General features: G+C 73.9%; 14 protein-coding genes and 1 pseudogene. 6 read left to right on the forward strand and 9 right to left on the reverse strand.

Annotated elements, in window-relative coordinates; translation table 11 throughout:
* From PLP61_RS06615 to PLP61_RS06630, 4 genes are all read right to left on the reverse strand, one after another.
* Entirely contained in the window at positions 1-474 is a 474-nt protein-coding gene (locus PLP61_RS06615) for a biotin/lipoyl-containing protein (protein ID WP_324501588.1), read from the reverse strand.
* A gap of 13 nt (positions 475-487) precedes the next feature.
* Positions 488-1,468, reverse strand: a complete 981-nt coding sequence (locus PLP61_RS06620; protein WP_324501590.1) for an alpha-ketoacid dehydrogenase subunit beta — start codon at positions 1,466-1,468, stop codon at positions 488-490.
* Complete coding sequence (pdhA, locus tag PLP61_RS06625; protein WP_502888980.1) at positions 1,468-2,646, reverse strand: pyruvate dehydrogenase (acetyl-transferring) E1 component subunit alpha; 1,179 nt, start codon at positions 2,644-2,646, stop codon at positions 1,468-1,470. The genes PLP61_RS06620 and pdhA overlap by 1 nt, the downstream gene beginning before the upstream one ends.
* Positions 2,647-2,822: 176 nt before the next feature.
* Entirely contained in the window at positions 2,823-3,890 is a 1,068-nt protein-coding gene (locus tag PLP61_RS06630) for a histidinol-phosphate transaminase (RefSeq protein WP_324501592.1), read from the reverse strand.
* A 161-nt stretch (positions 3,891-4,051) separates the two neighbouring features.
* Between PLP61_RS06630 and PLP61_RS06635 the strand changes: the two genes are divergently transcribed.
* From PLP61_RS06635 to PLP61_RS06655, 5 genes are read left to right on the forward strand one after another with little or no spacing between them, the layout of a single operon-like run.
* Positions 4,052-4,747, forward strand: coding sequence for a GntR family transcriptional regulator (locus PLP61_RS06635; RefSeq protein ID WP_324501594.1), 696 nt, complete (start codon positions 4,052-4,054; stop codon positions 4,745-4,747).
* Positions 4,748-4,750: 3 nt separating this feature from the next.
* Positions 4,751-5,278: a low molecular weight protein-tyrosine-phosphatase gene (locus PLP61_RS06640; protein ID WP_324501596.1), complete on the forward strand. Its 528-nt coding sequence runs from the start codon at positions 4,751-4,753 to the stop codon at positions 5,276-5,278.
* Positions 5,275-6,132 carry a fructosamine kinase family protein gene (locus tag PLP61_RS06645; protein WP_324501598.1) on the forward strand — a complete coding sequence of 286 codons (858 nt, stop codon included), beginning with the start codon at positions 5,275-5,277 and terminating at the stop codon, positions 6,130-6,132. Before PLP61_RS06640 ends, PLP61_RS06645 begins: the two co-directional genes overlap by 4 nt.
* Positions 6,133-6,181: 49 nt before the next feature.
* Complete coding sequence (locus PLP61_RS06650) at positions 6,182-6,895, forward strand: response regulator transcription factor (protein WP_324501600.1); 714 nt, start codon at positions 6,182-6,184, stop codon at positions 6,893-6,895.
* The gene (locus PLP61_RS06655; RefSeq protein ID WP_324501602.1) at positions 6,892-8,364 is read left to right on the forward strand and encodes a sensor histidine kinase; all 1,473 of its coding nucleotides are present in this window, start codon (positions 6,892-6,894) and stop codon (positions 8,362-8,364) included. Before PLP61_RS06650 ends, PLP61_RS06655 begins: the two co-directional genes overlap by 4 nt.
* Here PLP61_RS06655 and PLP61_RS06660 read toward each other — a convergent pair.
* The 5 genes and pseudogenes from PLP61_RS06660 to PLP61_RS06680 form a co-directional block, all read right to left on the reverse strand.
* Positions 8,351-9,421 (reverse strand): annotated as a pseudogene (locus PLP61_RS06660) (anthranilate synthase component I family protein); the annotation flags it as partial. The gene PLP61_RS06655 and the pseudogene PLP61_RS06660 overlap by 14 nt on opposite strands.
* Before the next feature lie 101 nt (positions 9,422-9,522).
* Positions 9,523-10,095 (reverse strand): anthranilate synthase component II, encoded by a 573-nt coding sequence (locus PLP61_RS06665; protein WP_324501604.1) that lies wholly within the window; start codon positions 10,093-10,095, stop codon positions 9,523-9,525.
* Positions 10,096-10,189: 94 nt separating this feature from the next.
* Entirely contained in the window at positions 10,190-12,079 is a 1,890-nt protein-coding gene (locus PLP61_RS06670; protein WP_324501606.1) for an anthranilate synthase family protein, read from the reverse strand.
* Positions 12,080-12,175: 96 nt separating this feature from the next.
* Entirely contained in the window at positions 12,176-14,353 is a 2,178-nt protein-coding gene (locus tag PLP61_RS06675; RefSeq protein ID WP_324501608.1) for a HelD family protein, read from the reverse strand.
* Between the two features lie 166 nt (positions 14,354-14,519).
* On the reverse strand, positions 14,520-15,266 hold the full coding sequence (locus tag PLP61_RS06680; protein ID WP_324501610.1) for an enoyl-CoA hydratase-related protein: 747 nt from the start codon (positions 15,264-15,266) through the stop codon (positions 14,520-14,522).
* 65 nt (positions 15,267-15,331) lie between these two features.
* Between PLP61_RS06680 and PLP61_RS06685 the strand changes: the two genes are divergently transcribed.
* Positions 15,332-17,500 carry an aryl-sulfate sulfotransferase gene (locus PLP61_RS06685; protein ID WP_324501612.1) on the forward strand — a complete coding sequence of 723 codons (2,169 nt, stop codon included), beginning with the start codon at positions 15,332-15,334 and terminating at the stop codon, positions 17,498-17,500.
* The last annotated feature ends 48 nt before the right edge of the window (positions 17,501-17,548 follow it).

Consider the following 17,548-nt stretch of genomic DNA (forward strand, 5'->3'; position numbering starts at 1 on the left):
CTAGTCGTACTCAAGCACCGCCTGGGACTGCGCGCCGCCCGGCGAGAACGCGCCCTGCACCTGCATCTGGGTGGCGGCGGCCGACTCCGCCCGCGGCGAGGCCGAGCCGAGCCGGGGACGCCGCATCGCCACCACCTCGCGCGGGCCGTACCCGACCAGCGTGGGGTGCCCCTCGGGCGGGATGTTGGTGTCGATCACCTCACCGCCGCTGACCGGCGCCGGAGGGGCCTCCGCGGCGGCGGGCTCGCCGATCGCGATGATCGGCGTGCCGACCGGGACGGTGTCGCCCTCGGCGACAAGCAGCGCGCTGACCGTCCCGGCGTACGGCGAAGGCAGCTCGACCAGCGACTTGGCGGTCTCGATCTCCACGACGATGTCGTTGATGGCGACGACGTCGCCCACCGTGACCTTCCAGGAGACGATCTCAGCCTCGGTCAGGCCCTCACCGACGTCGGGCAGGAGGTACTCGGGCACAGGGGTCCCCCTTCTAGAACTTCAGCGTCCGGTCGACGGCGTCGAGCACCCGGTCCAGGTCGGGCAGGTAGGCATCCTCCACCCGCGAGGGGGGGTACGGCGTGTCGAACCCGCCGACCCGCAGCACCGGCGCCTCCAGGGAGTAGAAGCACTGCTCGGTGATCCGGGCGGCCAGCTCAGCGCCCAGACCCAGCGTCACGTGCGCCTCGTGGACCACCACCGCCCGCCCGGTGCGGCGTACCGACGCGTAGACGGGGGCCAGGTCCAGCGGCGCGAGGGTGCGCAGGTCGACGACCTCCAGCGAGATCCCCTCCTGGGCAGCGGCCTCCGCGGCCTTCAGGCAGAGCTTGACCGTCGGCCCGTAGGCCAGGACGGTCGCGTCGACCCCCGAGCGCACCAACCGGGACGCGAAGAGCGGGTCCGGCGCCACCGTCTCGTCGAGGTCGGCCTTGTCGGCGTGGTACTGCCGCTTGGGCTCCAGGAAGATCACCGGGTCGTCGCAGGCGATCGCCTGCTGGATCATCCAGTAGCCGTCGACGGGGTTGGAGCAGGACACCACCTTCAGGCCCGGGGTGTGCGCGAACTGCGCCTCCGGGCTCTCGCTGTGGTGCTCGACCGCCCCGATGCCGCCGCCGAACGGGATCCGGATCACGATCGGCACCGTCAGCCGGCCCTGGCTGCGGTAGTGCAGCTTCGCGACCTGGCAGACGATCTGGTCGTAGGCCGGGTAGACGAACCCGTCGAACTGGATCTCCGCGACGGGACGGTAGCCGCGCAGCGCCAGCCCGACGGCAGTGCCGATGATGCCGGACTCGGCGAGCGGGGAGTCGATGACCCGGTCCTCGCCGAAGTCCTTCTGCAGGCCGTCGGTGATCCGGAAGACGCCGCCGAGCTTGCCGACGTCCTCGCCCATCAGCAGCACCTTCGGGTCGTTCTCCATCGCCTTGCGCAGCCCCAGGTTGAGGGCCTTCGCGAGTGTGACCTTGGTCGTCATCAGTGCGCCCCCTCGAAGCTCGCGAGGTACGCCGCGTACTCCTCGCGCTGAGCCGCCAGCTCCTCGGGCAGCTCCACGTAGACGTGGTCGAAGATGCTCAGCGGCGTGGGGTCGGGCAGTGCCTTGCAGCCCTCCCGGAGCCGCGCCCCCAGCTCATCGGCCTCGGCGTCCACGGCCTCGAAGAACTCCGGCCCGGCCAGCCCGTTGCGGTGCAGGTAGGAGTCCACCCGGGCGATCGGGTCGCGCAGCTTCCAGCGCTCCACGTCGTCGGAGTGCCGGTAGCGGGTCGGGTCGTCGGTGGTCGTGTGCGCGCCCATCCGGTAGGTGTAGGCCTCGACCAGGGTGGGTCCCTGGCCGTCGCGCGCGCGCTGCAGCGCCGCCTGCGTCACGGCGTACGTCGCCAGCACGTCGTTGCCGTCCACGCGCAGGCCCGGGAAGCCGAACCCGCGGGCGCGCTGGTAGAGCGGGATCCGCGACTGCCGCTCGATCGGCTCGGAGATGGCCCACTGGTTGTTCTGGCAGAAGAACACCACGGGGGCGTTGTAGGAGGCGGCGAAGATGAACGCCTCGTTGACGTCGCCCTGGGAGGAGGCGCCGTCGCCGAAGTGGGCGACCACGGCCGCGTCGCGCTCGGGGTCACCGGTGCCGACCACACCGTCGCGCTGCATGCCCATCGCGTAGCCGGTCGCGTGCAGGGTCTGGGCGCCGATCACGATCGTGTAGAGGTGGAAGTTGTGCTCGGCGGGGTCCCAGCCCCCCTGGTTGACGCCGCGGAAGAGGCCCAGCAGCCGGAGGGGGTCCACGCCGCGGCACCAGGCGACGCCGTGCTCACGGTAGGTGGGGAAGACGAAGTCCTGGGGCCGGAGCGCCCGGCCGGCGCCGATCTGTGCCGCCTCCTGCCCCAGCAGCTGGGCCCAGATGCCGAGCTCGCCGTGGCGCTGCAGTGCAGTGGCCTCGATGTCGATGCGCCGGGTCAGCACCATGTCGCGGTAGAAGCCGCGGATCATCTCGGCCTCGGCGTCGGGAGCCATCGCCGTGCCGAAGGCGAAGTCCGGCCGCTCGACGCGCACCCCCTCCGGGGTGAGCAGCTGGATGAACTCCGGGTCGGTGTCGGTGGCCGAGGGCCCGAACACCTCCGCGAGGTCGGGGCCGAACTGCCCTGCTGCGGTCTCACTCACCTACGCGCTCCTTCAGGTCGTCGGGCCGCGCGGGGTCTCCGCGGGGCGCCTCGGGCGGGCCGGTCCGGGCGTGCGGGGGTGGTGCAACGGCTGTCGGGCCCGCTGCGCCCAACGTACCGGGGCCGGACCCCGGGGCGTCAACGTCCTCGCAGCGGCGTACGTCGCGCCGGGCGGGGTCAGCCGAACGCCGCCGCCACGCGGACGAGCCGGTCGTTCGCCTCGGGCTCGGCGACCGAGGCCCGGCAGCCCTCGCCGGTGAAGGCCCGGACGGTCAGTCCGGCGACCTCCGCGGCGGCGGCGAACTCGTCGGTGCGCTCGCCGAGGTCGAACCACACGAAGTTCCCCTGGGCCTCGGGCACAGCCCAGCCCACGTCGCGCAGGGCCGCGACGACGCGCTCGCGCTCGTCCACGAGGGCGTCGACGCGGGCGAGGAGCGCAGGCCCGTGGTTGAGCGACTCCGTCGCAGCCTGCTGGGCGACGATCGAGACCCCGAACGGCAGGCTGACCGCGCGCAGCGCGGTGGCCACGGGGGGCGCGGCCACGGCGTACCCGACCCGGAGCCCGGCCAGCCCGTGCGCCTTGGAGAAGGTGCGCAGCAGGACCAGGTTGTCGTGACGGGCGAGGGTCGCCAGCCCGTCGACGGGGTCGGCCATCCGGACGAACTCCACGTAGGCCTCGTCGAGCACCACCAGCACCCGCTCGGGCAGCGCCGCCAGGAAGGCGTCCAGCTCGGTCTGGGTGAGGGCCGGGCCGGTCGGGTTGTTCGGCGAGCAGACGATCACCACCCGGGTCCGGTCGGTCACGGCGGCTGCCATCGCCGCCAGGTCGTGGCGCCCGTCGGCGGTGACGGGGACCCGCACCGAGGTGGCGGCCGCCGCCGCGGCGGCGATCGGGAACGCCTCGAAGGAGCGCCAGGCGTAGACGACCTCGTCGCCGGGCTCGCACCAGGCCTGCACCAGCTGGTAGATCAGCGCCACCGAGCCGGTCGCGACGGCCAGCGCTCTCTCGGGCACGCCGAGCCGGGCCGCCAGGGCGGCGTACAGCTCGGTGTTGCCCATGTCGGGGTAGCGGTTCATCCGCGCGGCGGCTGCGGTGGCCGCCTCCAGCACCCCGGGGAGCGGCGGGTAGGGGTTCTCGTTGGAGGAGAGCTTGTACGCCGTCAGCCCGGGCCGTGGAGCCGGTGGCCTGCCGGCGACGTACGCCGGGATGCCGAGCACGGTGGGGCGGGGCGGCGGACTGCTCACATATCGACCCTAGTCCGGGCGGAGACCGGGCGCGAGGCGCGACTCAACCGGGCGCGAGGCGCGACTCGACGGGGCGCGAGGCGCGACTCGCGGAAGGCAACTTGACGAGAATCACCCCGCCCCCGCTTCGATCCCGGGTCGGGTTGTCAGACAATGGTCGTATGGCTGCCACCACGGGCTCGCCCTTCTCGGGACTGTCGGTCACCCGCTCCTCGACCGTGGACCGGGTCGTCGACGAGCTGCGTCGCGCGGTCTTCGACGGCGACCTCGAGTCCGGTACGCCGCTGCGCGAGGTGGCGCTGGCCGACAGCCTCGGCGTCGCCCGGTCCACCGTGCGGGAGGCGCTGGGCGTCCTGGTCGCGGAGGGGATCGCCACCCGGGAGCCCAACCGGGGGGTCTCCGTCACCGCACCGGACCCCGACGCGATCAGCGACGTCGTGCGCGCCCGGGCGGTGCTCGAGGTGGCCGGTGTCCGCAACTGGGAGCGCGCCACCGAGGAGGCCCGGGGGAGGGTGCGCCGGGCACTCGCGGAGTACATCCAGGCCGTGGAGCTGAACGCGTCGTACCAGGTCCTCAACGAGCGGCACCTGGCCCTGCACCTGGCCCTGGTCGCGCTGACCGGCTCCCCCCGGCTGAACGCCATGGCCGCCGCACTCATCGCCGAGCTCAAGGTCGCCCTCGCCCAGATCGACCGGATCCGCCGCAACGCCCACGCCCAGGCCGGCTCGCACAGCCACCTGCTCGAGATGCTCGAGCGCGGCGACCTCGAGGGCGCCGCCGCCGAGCTCGAGGCGCACCTGGCCGGGGCCGAGGTCGCGATCCGGGAGGCGATGACCGCGGTCTCGCCCGCCTCCTGACCGATGACCGCCCTCCCCGCACCCAGGAACGGCACGGACTACCGGATCGCCGTGGTCTGCACCGGCAACATCTGCCGCTCCCCCACCGCCGACGTCGTGCTCCACGCACTGCTGGCCGACGAGGGGCTGGACCGGCAGGTGGCGGTGGACAGCTCCGGGCTGGGCGGCTGGCACGTCGGGGACCGGATGGACCCGCGCTCGGCGCGGCACCTGCGGGAGGCCGGCTACGACCCGAGCCGGCACCGGGCCCGTCAGATCGCCCCGGGCTGGCCGAGCGCCTACGACCTGGTCCTGGCGATGGACCACACCCACCTGCGCGACCTGCGCGCGCAGGCCCGCCGGGCCGGTGCGTCGGCGGAGGAGCTGGACCGGGTCCGCCTGTTCGGCGACTTCGACCCGGTCGAGCCGGGGAGCGAGGTTCCGGACCCGTACTACGGTGGGGACCAGGATTTCGAGGAGGTTCTCACCATGGTCGAGCGCACCGGCCGGGCGATCGTGGCCGCCCTGCGGCAGGGACTCGCCTCACAATGACCCGGCAACCGGGGGTGGCCAGGAAGGCCGAGGCGCTGCTGGGCCGCGCCGTGGTGGCCACGGCCCCCGTGGCCGGTGGCGACATCGCCACCGCCACCCGGCTCCGGCTCTCCGACGGCACCACCGCGCTGATGAAGACCCACCCCCACCCGCCCCGCGGCTTCTTCGCCGCCGAGGTGCGCGGGCTGCGCTGGCTGGCTGAGGGTGGTGGGGTGGAGGTGCCGGAGGTCCTCGGCGCCGACGACGACTGCGTGATCCTGCGCTGGGTCGAGCCGGGTCGGCCCGGGGTGGACGCCGCGGCCGCCTTCGGCCAGGCGCTGGCGGCCACGCACACGGCCGGCGCCCCGGCGTACGGCTGGGACCAGGACGGGTTCATCGGCCGGCTACCGCTGTCCAACGACCCCGCCGCCACCTGGGCGGACTTCTTCGCGACCCGCCGGGTGCTGCCCTACCTGCGGCTGGGCCGCGACCGGGGCACGGTCTCCCAGGGGCAGGCGGCGACCATCGAGGCCGCGGTGGACCGGCTGGCCGACCTGGTGCCCGAGGAGCCGCCCGCACGCCTGCACGGCGACCTGTGGAACGGCAACGTGCTGTGGGGCAGCGACGGGCGGGTGTTCGTGGTGGACCCCGCCGCGCACGGGGGGCACCGGGAGACCGACCTGGCGATGCTCGCGCTCTTCGGCCTGCCGCACCTGGCGCGCGTGCTCGAGGCCTACCAGGACGCCACCCCGCTCGCCGAGGGCTGGCAGGCACGGGTCCCGCTGCACCAGCTCTACCCGCTGCTGGTCCACGCCTGCCTGTTCGGGGGCGGGTACGCCGCTCGCGCGGCCGCCGCGGCCGCCACCTTCGTCTGAGCCGCCGACTTCTCAGGCACGGTTCAGCCAGGGCTGGCACAGTGGGGGCGTGAACGCCGCGACCCCCGCCTCCTCGACCCCTGCCCGGGTGCTCGTGGTGGACGACGACCGGGCGGTGCGGGAGTCGCTGCGCCGCTCCCTGGAGTTCAACGGCTACACCGTGGTCCTCGCGGCCGACGGCGCCGAGGCGCTCGCCAGCATCGGGCTGAGCGCCCCCGACGTCGTGGTGATGGACGTGATGATGCCGCGGCTGGACGGCATCGAGGCCACCCGGGCGCTGCGGGCCGCCGGCAACGACGTACCGATCCTGGTGCTGACCGCGCGGGACGCGGTGGGCGACCGGGTGGAGGGTCTGGACGCCGGGGCCGACGACTACCTCACCAAGCCGTTCGCGCTGGCCGAGCTGCTGGCCCGGCTGCGTGCCCTGCTGCGCCGGGTGGTGCCGCGTGAGGACGGGGAGGACGAGGTGCTCGCGTTCGCCGACCTGTCGATGAACCTGGCGACCCGCGAGGTGCGCCGCGGCCCGCGGGCGATGGAGCTGACCCGCACCGAGTTCACCCTGCTGGAGATGTTCCTGCGCCGTCCCCGGCGGGTGCTTGAGCGGGCCTTCATCCTCGACGAGGTGTGGGGCTACGACTTCCCCACCACGGCGAACTCGCTCGAGGTGTACGTCGGCTACCTGCGCCGCAAGACCGAGGCCGCGGGCGAGCCGCGGCTGATCCACACGGTGCGTGGCGTCGGCTACGTGCTGAAGGAATCGTGAGCGGGCGCTGGCACTACCGCCGCTCGCTGGCCTCCCGGGTCATCGTGCTCACCAGCATGGCGGTCGGCGTGGCGGTGGCGTTCGTGGCGCTGGCCGCGTTCATGACCGTGCGCATGCAGATGCAGACCACGCTGGACCACTCGCTGCTGGACCGGGCGGCGAAGGCGGTCCAGTCGCCCACGCTCTCCCGGGCCACTGCCAGCGACGTGCCGTCCTGGATGCTCGGCGCAGCCGACATCCGGGTGAGCTTCATCTCCTCCGACGGGGCGGTCCTCACCGCGGACAACTGGCCCGGCATCCAGCTGGGCGGGTCGGAGCTGCAGGTCGCGCAGGGGACGCGCGACCACGTCGTGCGGACCATCCGCGGCACCGACGGCCAGCACTACCGGGTGGCCACGGTCTCGGCCGGGGACGGCCAGGCACTGGTGATCGCCCAGTCGCTGGCGGGCCAGGAGGAGACGCTGTCCCGGCTCGCGGTGGTGATGCTGGTCTTCGGCGGACTCGGCGTGCTGGCGGCCGGTCTCGCGGGGTGGGCGGTGGCCCGCAACGGGCTGCGCCCGGTCCGGCGGCTCACCGTGGACGTCGAGCGGATCGCCCGTACCGAGGACCTCACCCCGCTCCCCGTCGAGGGCGACGACGAGATCGCCCGGCTGGCCCGCGCGTTCAACCAGATGCTCACCGCCCTGGCCGCCTCCAGGGACCGGCAGCGCCAGCTGGTCGCCGACGCCGGTCACGAGCTGCGCACGCCGCTCACCTCGCTGCGCACCAACCTGGACCTGCTCACCCAGGCCAACGGCTCCCGGGGACTGCCCCCGGAGGCCTACCAGGAGCTCCTCGACGACGTCCGGGCCCAGCTGGAGGAGCTCTCGACGCTGGTCGGTGACCTGGTCGAGCTGGCCCGGGACGAGCCGATGACGCTCGTGGTGGAGTCGGTGGAGCTGCAGGACGTGGTGGACCGCGCGGTGGCCCGGGTACGCCGGCGTGCCCCCGACATCGCCTTGGACGTGGAGCTGACCCCGTGGTGGGTGGAGGGCGACCCCGCGGCCCTCGAGCGGGCGGTGACCAACCTGCTCGACAACGCGGCGAAGTGGAGCCCGCCCGGGGGCACGATCCGGGTCGCGCTCCGGTCCGGAGTCCTCACCGTGGACGACGAGGGGCCGGGCATCGCGGAGGAGGACCTGCCGCACGTCTTCGAGCGGTTCTACCGCTCCGAGGAGTCCCGGGCCATGCCCGGGTCGGGGCTGGGCCTGTCGATCGTGCGCCGGGTGGTCGAGCGCCACTCGGGCACCGTCACCGCCGGTCGCTCCGACGCGGGGGGCGCCCGGCTGACCGTGCGGCTGCCCGGTCGGCCGGTGCCGCCCGCTCCGGCGCTGGCCGAGGAGGACGCGAGGGACCGAACACGCGGAGCAGGCGATCGGCCTTCCATCGTGACTCGGCGTACTCCTCGGTCACGCTCGACCGCACCGTGACCCCGCCGCCGGTGCCCAGCTGCCAGGTCCCGTCCCCGGCGGTGGTGAGGCTGCGGATCACCACCCCCAGGTCGGCGCGGCCGTCGGCGCAGACCCACCCGAACGCGCCCGCGTAGGCACCACGCGGGGTCTCCTCGACCGCGTCGATGATCTGCATCGTGCGGACCTTGGGCGCGCCGGTCATCGAGCCCGCGGGGAACAGCGCCCGCAGCGCCCCGACCGTCGAGACACCGGGGGCGAGCCGCCCGCGCACGGTCGAGACCAGCTGGTGCACGGCGGCGTAGGACTCCACCTCCATCAGCTCCGGCACCGTGACCGTGCCCGGCAGGCACACCGTGGACAGGTCGTTGCGGAGGAGGTCGAGGATCATCAGGTTCTCGCTGCGGCACTTGGGGTCGCTCGCCAGCAGCGCCCGCTGCCGCTCGTCCTCGTCAGCCGTGGCCCCCCGTGGGGTGGTGCCCTTGATCGGCTTGGTCTCCACGGTGCGGTCCGCGGTCACCAGGGCGTACCGCTCCGGGGAGGAGCTCAGCAGCCAGGCCCGCGCCCCGGGCACGTCGTGCTGCAGGAACCCGGCGTACGGCGCCGGGTTCAGCTCGCGCAGGCCCAGGTAGGCCGCTGCGGGGGCCAGGTCCGCGGCCCAGGCCAGCCGGTAGGTGAGGTTCACCTCGTAGGAGTTGCCCGCGTGCAGCTCCTCCTGGACCCGCGTGAACGCCCGCTCGTACTCCTCCGGCACCTCAGGCGGGCGACCCGGCACGAGTGGCGGGCGACCCGGGACAGGCTGCGGGGTCTCGTGGTGGAAGAACCGCAGCTCGCGGGCCCGCATCCACACCGCGTCCGGGAGCCGGGGATCCGGCCGGGCCGCGAGGTCGCTCCGCGCGGCGTAGCCGAAGTAGCCGACCCAGTGCGCGTCCGGCGGTCCCGCCGCCAGCTCCGCCTCGAGGGCGGCGAACACGTCCTCGCCGACGACCCGCCGGCCGCCTCCCACGTGCCGGACGACCTCGCCGCGCGCCGCGTCGTACGACAAGGACACGTCGTCCTCGTCGAGCCACCCGACCATCGAGCGCCGGCCGGACCAGGCGCGGCCCCCGCCGCCGTCCAGCCAGAAGCAGCGGGGGTGGGTCGCCGCCACCTGGGTGAAGGAGGCCGCGGGGTCGCGGCTCACGGCGCCGCCAGGAAGTTGGCCACCAGCCGGAGCCCGTGCTCGGACAGCACCGACTCGGGATGGAACTGCACGCCCTCCAGCGGGAGGGATCGGTGCCGCACCCCCATCAGGGTCCGCTCGTCGCGGCTCCACGCGGTCGCCTCGAGGGCGTCGGGGAGCCGCGTGACCGCCAGCGAGTGGTACCGCACCCCGGCGAACCCCTGCGGCACCCCGCGGAAGACGCCCCGGCCGTCGTGCTCGATCCGGGCCACCTCCCCGTGGGCGGGAGGAACCCGCTCGACGAGGCCGCCGTACGCCGTGACCAGGCCCTGCATGCCCAGGCACACCCCGAGCACCGGCCGGGTGCCCGCCAGCAGCACCTCACGGCCGACCGCGAAGTCGGCCGGGTCGTCGGGCCGGCCCGGGCCCGGTGAGAGCACCACGTGGGTGTGCGCGAGCACCTCCTCGGGTCCCACCTGGTCGTGCTGGACCACCGTGGGCACGACCCCGGTGACCTCGGCGATGAGGTGCACGAGGTTCCAGGTGTAGGAGTCGTGGTGGTCCACGACCACGACGTCCGGGGTGGCCACCGGGTCAACCTAGCGTCCCCACCCGGGACAGTCCGCCGCGGAAATCATCATCCGGCGCCCGGAAATGATGAATCTCGCGGCGGACTATCGGGGGTCAGGGGAGGAGCAGGTCGCGGAGCAGGTCGTGGATGAGGTCGTAGCCGTGCTCGGTGAGGATCGACTCGGCGTGGAACTGGATGCCGCGGAAGTGCGGCCCGGCCACCAGGTGGACGTCGCCGGTGACCGGGTCGGCCTCCACGGTGACCCCGGGCGGCAGCGGACGCTCGCCCACCCGGCCGACGAAGGTGTTGTAGAAGCCGACCCGCTCGGTGCGGTCCCCGATCGTGACCGGTGACTGGGTCCCCTGGAACACGATGTCCTTGAAGGCGAGCGGGATCCCGAGCCCGTGGCAGAGCGCCTGGTGCCCCAGGCAGACGGCCAGGAAGGGCTGCCCCGAGGCGAGCAGCTCGTCCACCGCGGCCCGGATCCGGGCGATCTTGGGGTCCGTCCCGTCGCGGGGGTCCCCCGGCCCGGGGCCGAGGATCACCAGGTCGTGGCCGGCCAGCGCGCCGGGCACGTAGTCCTCGTGCCGGACCACCGTGGAGGACATGCCGAGCACCCGCAGCACGTGGCGCAGCATGTTCACGAAGTCGTCCTCACCGTCGAGGATCACAGCGCGCTTCCCGCGCAGAGCGGGGTCGGGCGCGGCCCCACCCTGGTCGGTGAGCCAGAAGGTCGAGAGCCGCTGGTTGCGCGAGCCCAGGGCGATCAGCACGTCCTCGTCCCGGGCCAGGTCGGCGACGCCCTCGGCCGGCACCGGGGCGGCCGGCACCAGACCGAACGCGCCGAGGATCCCGCCTGCCTTGGCGTGGGTCTCGGCGACCTCGCTGATCGGGTCGGAGTCGCGCACGAGGGTGGCCCCGGCCGTGACCTTGAGCCGGCCGTCGACGTCCACCTCCGCCGTGCGGATGCAGATGGGGCTGTCCATGGTGGGCTGCCCGGCAGGGTCGCGGCCGAACAGGGCGAGCGCGGCACCGTAGTAGCCCCGCCCCTCCTGCTCGTACTCCGCGATCAGCCGGCAGGCGTTCTCCACGGGGGAGCCGGTCACCGTGGCGGCGTACATCGTGTCGCGCAGCACCTCGCGGGGGTCGCGGGTGGTCCGGCCGGCCAGCAGGTACTCGGTGTGGACCAGGTGCGTCATCGGCTTGAGGAAGGGCCCGAGCACCTGGCCGCCCTCCGTGCAGACGTCGCACATCATCTTCAGCTCCTCGTCCACCACCATGAAGAGCTCGTAGATCTCCTTCTCGTCGGCCAGGAAGTCCAGCAGCCGCGGCTTGAGGTCCCCGCCGCCGCGCAGCCGGAAGGTGCCGGAGATGGGGTTCATCCGGACGTCGCCGCCACGCACGGACACGTGCCGCTCGGGGCTGGCGCCGACGAGGTAGCGCTCGCCGGTGAAGAAGACGTAGGTCCAGTAGGCGCCGCGTTCCCGCTCGAGGAGGATCCTCAGCACCGACAGCGCCTGGTCGGGACCCCACGCGTCGAGCTGGGCGCGGTAGGCCCTGCCCACGACCAGGTTGGCACCCTCGCCCTGCCCGATCTCGTCGCGGATGATCGCCTCCACGACCGCGGCGTAGTCCGCGTCGCCGATCTCGAACCCGCCGGGGTCGGCGAAGCCGATCGGCTCCTGCGGGAGGGCGTCGACGAGGTCGGCCACGTCGACCTCGAACTCGTCCCGGATCTCCATGACCACCAGGGGGGTGCCGTCGTCGACTGCGGCGAAGCCCCGCTCGCGGACCTGGCGGAACGGCACGGCCGCCAGCCGGTCGACGCTGCGGCCCGGCTCGGGAGTCCCCGACTCCAGCGGGATGTCGAGCACGCTCTCCACCACGGCGCGTGGGCCGCCGATGATCCCGGCGGTGGGCTCGGCCTTGCGCCGGATGACCGCCCACGCCTCGTGCCCACGGATGGCGTCCAGGGCGGCACGAGCGGAGACGGGCGCAGGCATGGCTGCACCCTACGGCGCAGGGGCGGTCCCGGCCGCCTGCGGGACGTCATCCGGACGGAGCAGACGTCGGCTCCCCCCGGATGGCGTCCGCGACGGTCAGGAGATCGTGACCAGCCGCTGGGTGGCCCGGGTGAGCACCACGTACAGAGTGGCCCGACCGGTGATCGACTCGGCCTCGATCTCCTCCGGCCGCACCACCACGATCCCGTCGAACTCCAGGCCCTTGGTGTCCAGGCCGGTGAGCACCACGACCCGGTCCTCGCCCGGGGGGGTGTCCCCGAGGCCCGCGCGGGCACCGGGCGCGTCCGCGGCGAGCTCCTCCCAGCCGGCCAGCCAGCTGCTCACCTCGGGCCGCCGGGCCACCGGCACCACGATGCCGAGGGTGCCGGGCAGCGCGTCGGCCAGCTCGCCCACGGCGGCCCGGGTCGCAGCCTCGAGGTCGGCGATCCCGGTCCGGGCCACCGGCTCCCATCCCGTCGTGCGCACCGCCGCGGGCAGGTCGGCGTCGAGCCCGACCCGCTCGGCGTACGCCGCGGCGAAGGCGTAGATCTCCGCCGAGTTGCGGTAGTTGGTGGACAGGTGGAACCCGTGCACCTCCTTGCCGTCCAGCGCGGCGGCCCGGGCGGTGGCGGCCTCGGCCGGCTCCGGCCACGAGGACTGCGCCGGATCGCCGACGATCGTCCAGGAGGCGGTGCGGCCGCGGCGGCCCACCATCCGCCACTGCATCGGGGTGAGGTCCTGCGCCTCGTCCACCAGCACGTGCGCGTAGGCGTCGTCCTCGATCCGGTGGGTCGGCGGGGTCCACGGCCGGCCGGTCGGGGCGTACTCCCGGTCGGCCGCGGTGGTCAGCTCGTGCAGGTCCACGCCACCCTCGAGCAACGAGAGGGTGTCGTCGAGGTGGTGCTCCTCCTCGTGCCGGGCGGGCACGTCACCAAGGGCGTAGCGCAGCTCGTCGAGCAGCGGCACGTCCTCGACCGCCCAGGAGTCAGCACTGGTCCAGGACTTCAGCAGCAGCAGCTGGTCCTCGGGGGAGACCAGCCCGTCGCCCACCCGGGCGAGCAGCTCGGGGTCGCGCAGCCAGCCGAGCACGTGCTCGGCGTCCAGCGGGGGCCACCAGGCGGCCGCGAAGTCCACGAAGGACTGCTGGGAGAGCATCTCGTCGGTGAACGCCTCGCGGCCACGCTCCCGGCCGCGCTCACCCCGGACCTGCCGCCACATCGCCTCCAGCAGCGCGGGGGCGACGCGGGAGAGCTGGCGGTTGCGGGGGCCGTGGGACATCAGCGAGCGGCGGATCGTCCCCAGGACGCGTGGGTCGAGGACGATCACGTCGTCACGCCAGAAGGCCCGGAAGGACGTGGGTGACCCCGGCGCCTGCTGGCGCGCCGTACGCCGGAGCAGCTCGGCCATCCGCGCCGAGCCCTTGACGTCGGCGACGGCCGGCTCGTCGTGGCGGCTCGCTCGGACCCCGTCGACGACCTCGCCCAGCGAGCGCAGCGCGACCGCGGTCTCCCCGAGGGAGGGCAGCACGCGCTCGATGTAGCGCATGAACACCCCCGAGGGGCCGATGACCAGCACCCCTCCGCCCTCGTAGCGGCGGCGGTCGGTGTAGAGGAGGTACGCCGCGCGGTGCAGGGCGACCACGGTCTTGCCCGTCCCCGGACCGCCGGTGATCGAGACCACACCCTTGCCGGGGGCCCGGATGGCGCGGTCCTGCTCGGCCTGGATGGTCGCCACGATCGAGTGCATGGACCGGTCGCGGGCCCGGGAGAGCTGGGCCATCAGGGCGCCCTCGCCAATGATGGGCAGGTCGGTCCCGGCGTCCGAGTCCAGGAGCTCGTCCTCGACGCTGGCCACCGTGGAGCCGTGGCAGCGCAGCACCCGGCGTCGCACGACCGACTGCGGATCGACCGCGGTGGCCTGGTAGAAGACCGCGGCCGCCGGGGCCCGCCAGTCGATCAGCAGCGAGTCGCGGGCGTCGTCCCGCAGCCCGATCCGGCCGATGTAGCGAGGCTGGGGGTCGCGCTCGGGCCGCAGGTCGAGGCGCCCGAAGACCAGGCCCTCGTGCGCGGCGTCCAGCTGCGCGATCCGCTTGGCGGCCTGGAAGACCATGGCGTCGCGCTCGACGAGCCCACCCTCGTGACCCAGCCGGCCACGGCCGTGCCCTTCGCGGGCCAGCGCCTGGGCGGCCTCGGCCGACTTCTCCAGCTGGACGTAGACCCGGTCCACGAACCGCTGCTCGGCCGCGATCTCACGCTCGACGAGCTCCTCGGTCAACGACTCTCCCGATTCGACGATGACTGGTGTGCCCCGCCGCCGCAGGCGGCGGGTGTGCGCTCGCCGCCGAGGGCGGCAGGTACGTCCCGCCGCCTCAGGCGGCAAGCTCACCATCCTACGTCGTCTGGTCGGGCCGCCGTCGGGTGGTCGGCGAAGTTCGCGCCTGCTACCTGCTGCGCGAGAGGAACGCGGTCATCGCCTCGCGGGCCGCGTCCGAGGCGAACAGCCGGGTGCTCAGCGCGGCGAGCTCCTCGCCGTCGGCGTCGATGCGGGCGAGCAGGTCCCTGTTGAGGATGCGCTTGGACTCCCGCAGGCCCTGAGCGGCGCCGGTGGTGAGCGCGGCGCACACCCGGGACACCTCGGCGGACAGCTGCTCGGCAGGCACCGCGAGCGTCACCAGCCCGTACGCCGCCGCCTCGGTGCCGCGGAACACCTCGCCGCCGAGGGTGGTCAGCGCAGCGGCGCGCGGGGTCATCCGGTGGAACACCGTGAGGGAGATGGTCGCGGCCGCCAGCCCCAGCTTGACCTCGGTGAGCGCGAAGCTGGCGTCCTCCGCGGCGACCGCGATGTCGGCGGCGGCGACGATCCCGATGCCGCCCGCACGCACCCCGCCGAGCACCTCCACGACCACCGGCTTGTCCAGCCCGACGATGAGCCGCTGAAGCTCCACGATCTTGCGGGTCCCCTCCTCCATGCTCCCCGCGGATGCCTCCGCAAGGTCCGCGCCCGAGCAGAAGACCCGGCCGGCCGAGCGCAGCAGCAGGGCGGTGACCGCGTCGTCGGCCTCGGCGGCCGCCAGCCGCTCGAACAGCTCGGTGACGAGCTGGCGCGACAGCGCGTTGCGGTTGTGCGGGGAGTCCAGGGTGATGGTGGCCACCCCGTCGGCCACGTCATAGTGCACCAGCTCGGTCATGGCGCTCATCCTGCCGCACCCGTCTCGCGACCGCGCGGGGGTGGTCCGCCGTAGGATCCATGGTCGTGAGGGCACCGCGAGCACGCAGCAGGATCTACGGGTACGCCGCGATCGCCGTGGCCCTCGCGAGCACCGGCGTGCTCGCCGGGACCAGGCCGGACCAGGCGCGCGCCGCCACCCCGCCGACGCACACGCTGGCCGTCTCGGGGGCGGGGGTCGGGATGTTCCCCGCGTTCGCGCAGGGCACGGAGCGGTTCGCGGTGACGACCACGTCGGCCACCGCCGGCACGGTCACCGTCACCGCCAGCACCTCCGACCCGTCCGGGACGGTCCTGGTCGACGGCCGGCCCGAGCCCGACGGCACCGCCACCGTCGACGGGCTGGTTGAGGGCGACGAGATCTCCGTGATCTTCTCCGACTCCGGTGGCACCAGGGTGCACTCCCTGGTCTACCTCCCCGCCGAGTTCCCCCAGATCGAGCTGGTGACCCGGAAGGCCGGACTCGCGCCCGGCTACGTGGCGCTCACCCTCACCCGCTGGTCCCAGGATCCCCACGCCGAGTTCGAGACGGCGGTCGACCGCAACGGGGTTCCCGTGTACGTCACCGGCGAGAACGCCGGCAGCCTCGACCTCAAGCAGGCCGCGAACGGCCACTACACGGTGGGCCGGCCCACCACCACCCCGGACCGCACCGGCTACCGCATCGTCGAGCTCGACGACCACTTCCGCCCGCTCGCGGCGTACGAGACCGCCCTGATGACCAACACCGACGGCCACGACTCGATCGTGCGGCCGGACGGCAGCCGGATCCTGCTGGGCTACGAGCCCAACGCGGGCACCGGCCGGCTGGACGCCGTGATCCAGGAGCAGGCCCCCGACGGCCAGGTCGTCTACACGTGGAACAGCGGGGACGTGCCCGGTGAGGACCTCCACGCCGAGACGGTGGCCGACCCCTCGGCGGCGGACTACGCCCACATCAACTCGGTCTGGCTCACCGCCGACGGCAACCTGCTGGCCTCCTTCCGCCACCTGTCGGCGGTGCTCAAGATCGACTGGCGCACCGACGACGGCGACGGCCGCGGCGGCATCATCTGGAAGCTGGGCGGCCGGGACAGCGACTTCACCTTCGTCGACGACCCCTACCCGGGCGGCCCGTGCGCCCAGCACACCGCCTCGGAGCTCCCGAACGGCCACATCCTGGTCTTCGACAACGGCTCGGCCTCCATGTTCGGAAGCCTCTGCGTCGACCCGGCCGACCGGGGGGGACCCACGATCGACCGGCCCTTCACCCGCGTCACCGAGTACGCCCTCGACGAGGGAGCGGGCACCGCCACGCTGGTCCGCGACGTCGCCCCCGCCGCCCGGTTCGGCTTCTTCGCCGGCTCCGCCTCCCGGCTGGCCAACGGCAACACGCTGATCGGCTGGGCCGCCTCCCGGGACGCGGTGGCCACGGAGGTGGGCCCGACCGGCGAGGTGCTGTGGGAGATCAGGACGCCGCCGGTCGACCCGACGAACCCGAACGACTTCTACTCGACCTACCGGGCCGCCCTGATGCAGGTCCCCGACGCGCAGGCCCCCTCGGTGACGCTGGACGCGCCCGCGGAGGGCGCGACGTACCCCTGGGCGGCCCGGGTCACGGCGGACTTCGGCTGCACCGACCGCGGCGGGAGCAGCCTGCGGCAGTGCACCGGCACCGCCGACCGCCAGGTCGACACGACGGTGCCCGGTGAGCACACCTACACCGTCACCGCGCGCGACGGGGCGGGCAACCTCACCACGGTGACCCACCACTACACCGTCGCTCCGGCGGCACGGCACCCCGACGTGTCGATCCGCCTCGTCGGCTCCGGCGGGTGGGTGGGCGACGGTGTGTACGGCACGGTCGCCGAGCAGCAGGTCGCCGCGCAGCTGCGGCGGGGCGGCACGGTGACGGTGGCCGTCCGGGTGCAGAACGACGGTCGTCGCGACAGCGCGTTCCGGATCTCCGCGGCGACGGGTTCGAAGAGGTTCTCGGTGCGCTACCTGGCGGCCGGGGTGGACGTCACGAGCGGGGTCGGGGCCGGGAGGTTCCGCACCGCGGTGCTGGCGCCGGGCGAGCAGGCCGTGCTGCGAGCGGTCGTCACTCGGACCGGGCGCGCCAGGGCCGGCGACGCCAAGTGGTTCCGGGTGCGTGCGGTGCCCGCCGGGGCCGTCGCCCCGACCGACTCCGTCGCCCTGGTCGTGACCGCGCAATGACTCTGCTGCCGGGCCTGCCCGGGCTGCGCTTCTCCGGGCCGGTGGCCC

It is taken from the genome of Nocardioides sp., assembly GCF_035429765.1.
In the GTDB taxonomy this organism is placed as follows: domain Bacteria; phylum Actinomycetota; class Actinomycetes; order Propionibacteriales; family Nocardioidaceae; genus Nocardioides.

What these genes read in the sequence shown, in the direction of transcription:
- PLP61_RS06640 (WP_324501596.1), top strand. Translation starts at nt 4,751, where the DNA reads ATGACCGCCCTCCCCGCACCCAGGAACGGCACGGACTACCGGATCGCC.
- PLP61_RS06680 (WP_324501610.1), bottom strand. Translation starts at nt 15,266, where the DNA reads ATGACCGAGCTGGTGCACTATGACGTGGCCGACGGGGTGGCCACCATC.
- PLP61_RS06635 (WP_324501594.1), top strand. Translation starts at nt 4,052, where the DNA reads ATGGCTGCCACCACGGGCTCGCCCTTCTCGGGACTGTCGGTCACCCGC.
- PLP61_RS06620 (WP_324501590.1), bottom strand. Translation starts at nt 1,468, where the DNA reads ATGACGACCAAGGTCACACTCGCGAAGGCCCTCAACCTGGGGCTGCGC.
- PLP61_RS06645 (WP_324501598.1), top strand. Translation starts at nt 5,275, where the DNA reads ATGACCCGGCAACCGGGGGTGGCCAGGAAGGCCGAGGCGCTGCTGGGC.
- PLP61_RS06670 (WP_324501606.1), bottom strand. Translation starts at nt 12,079, where the DNA reads ATGCCTGCGCCCGTCTCCGCTCGTGCCGCCCTGGACGCCATCCGTGGG.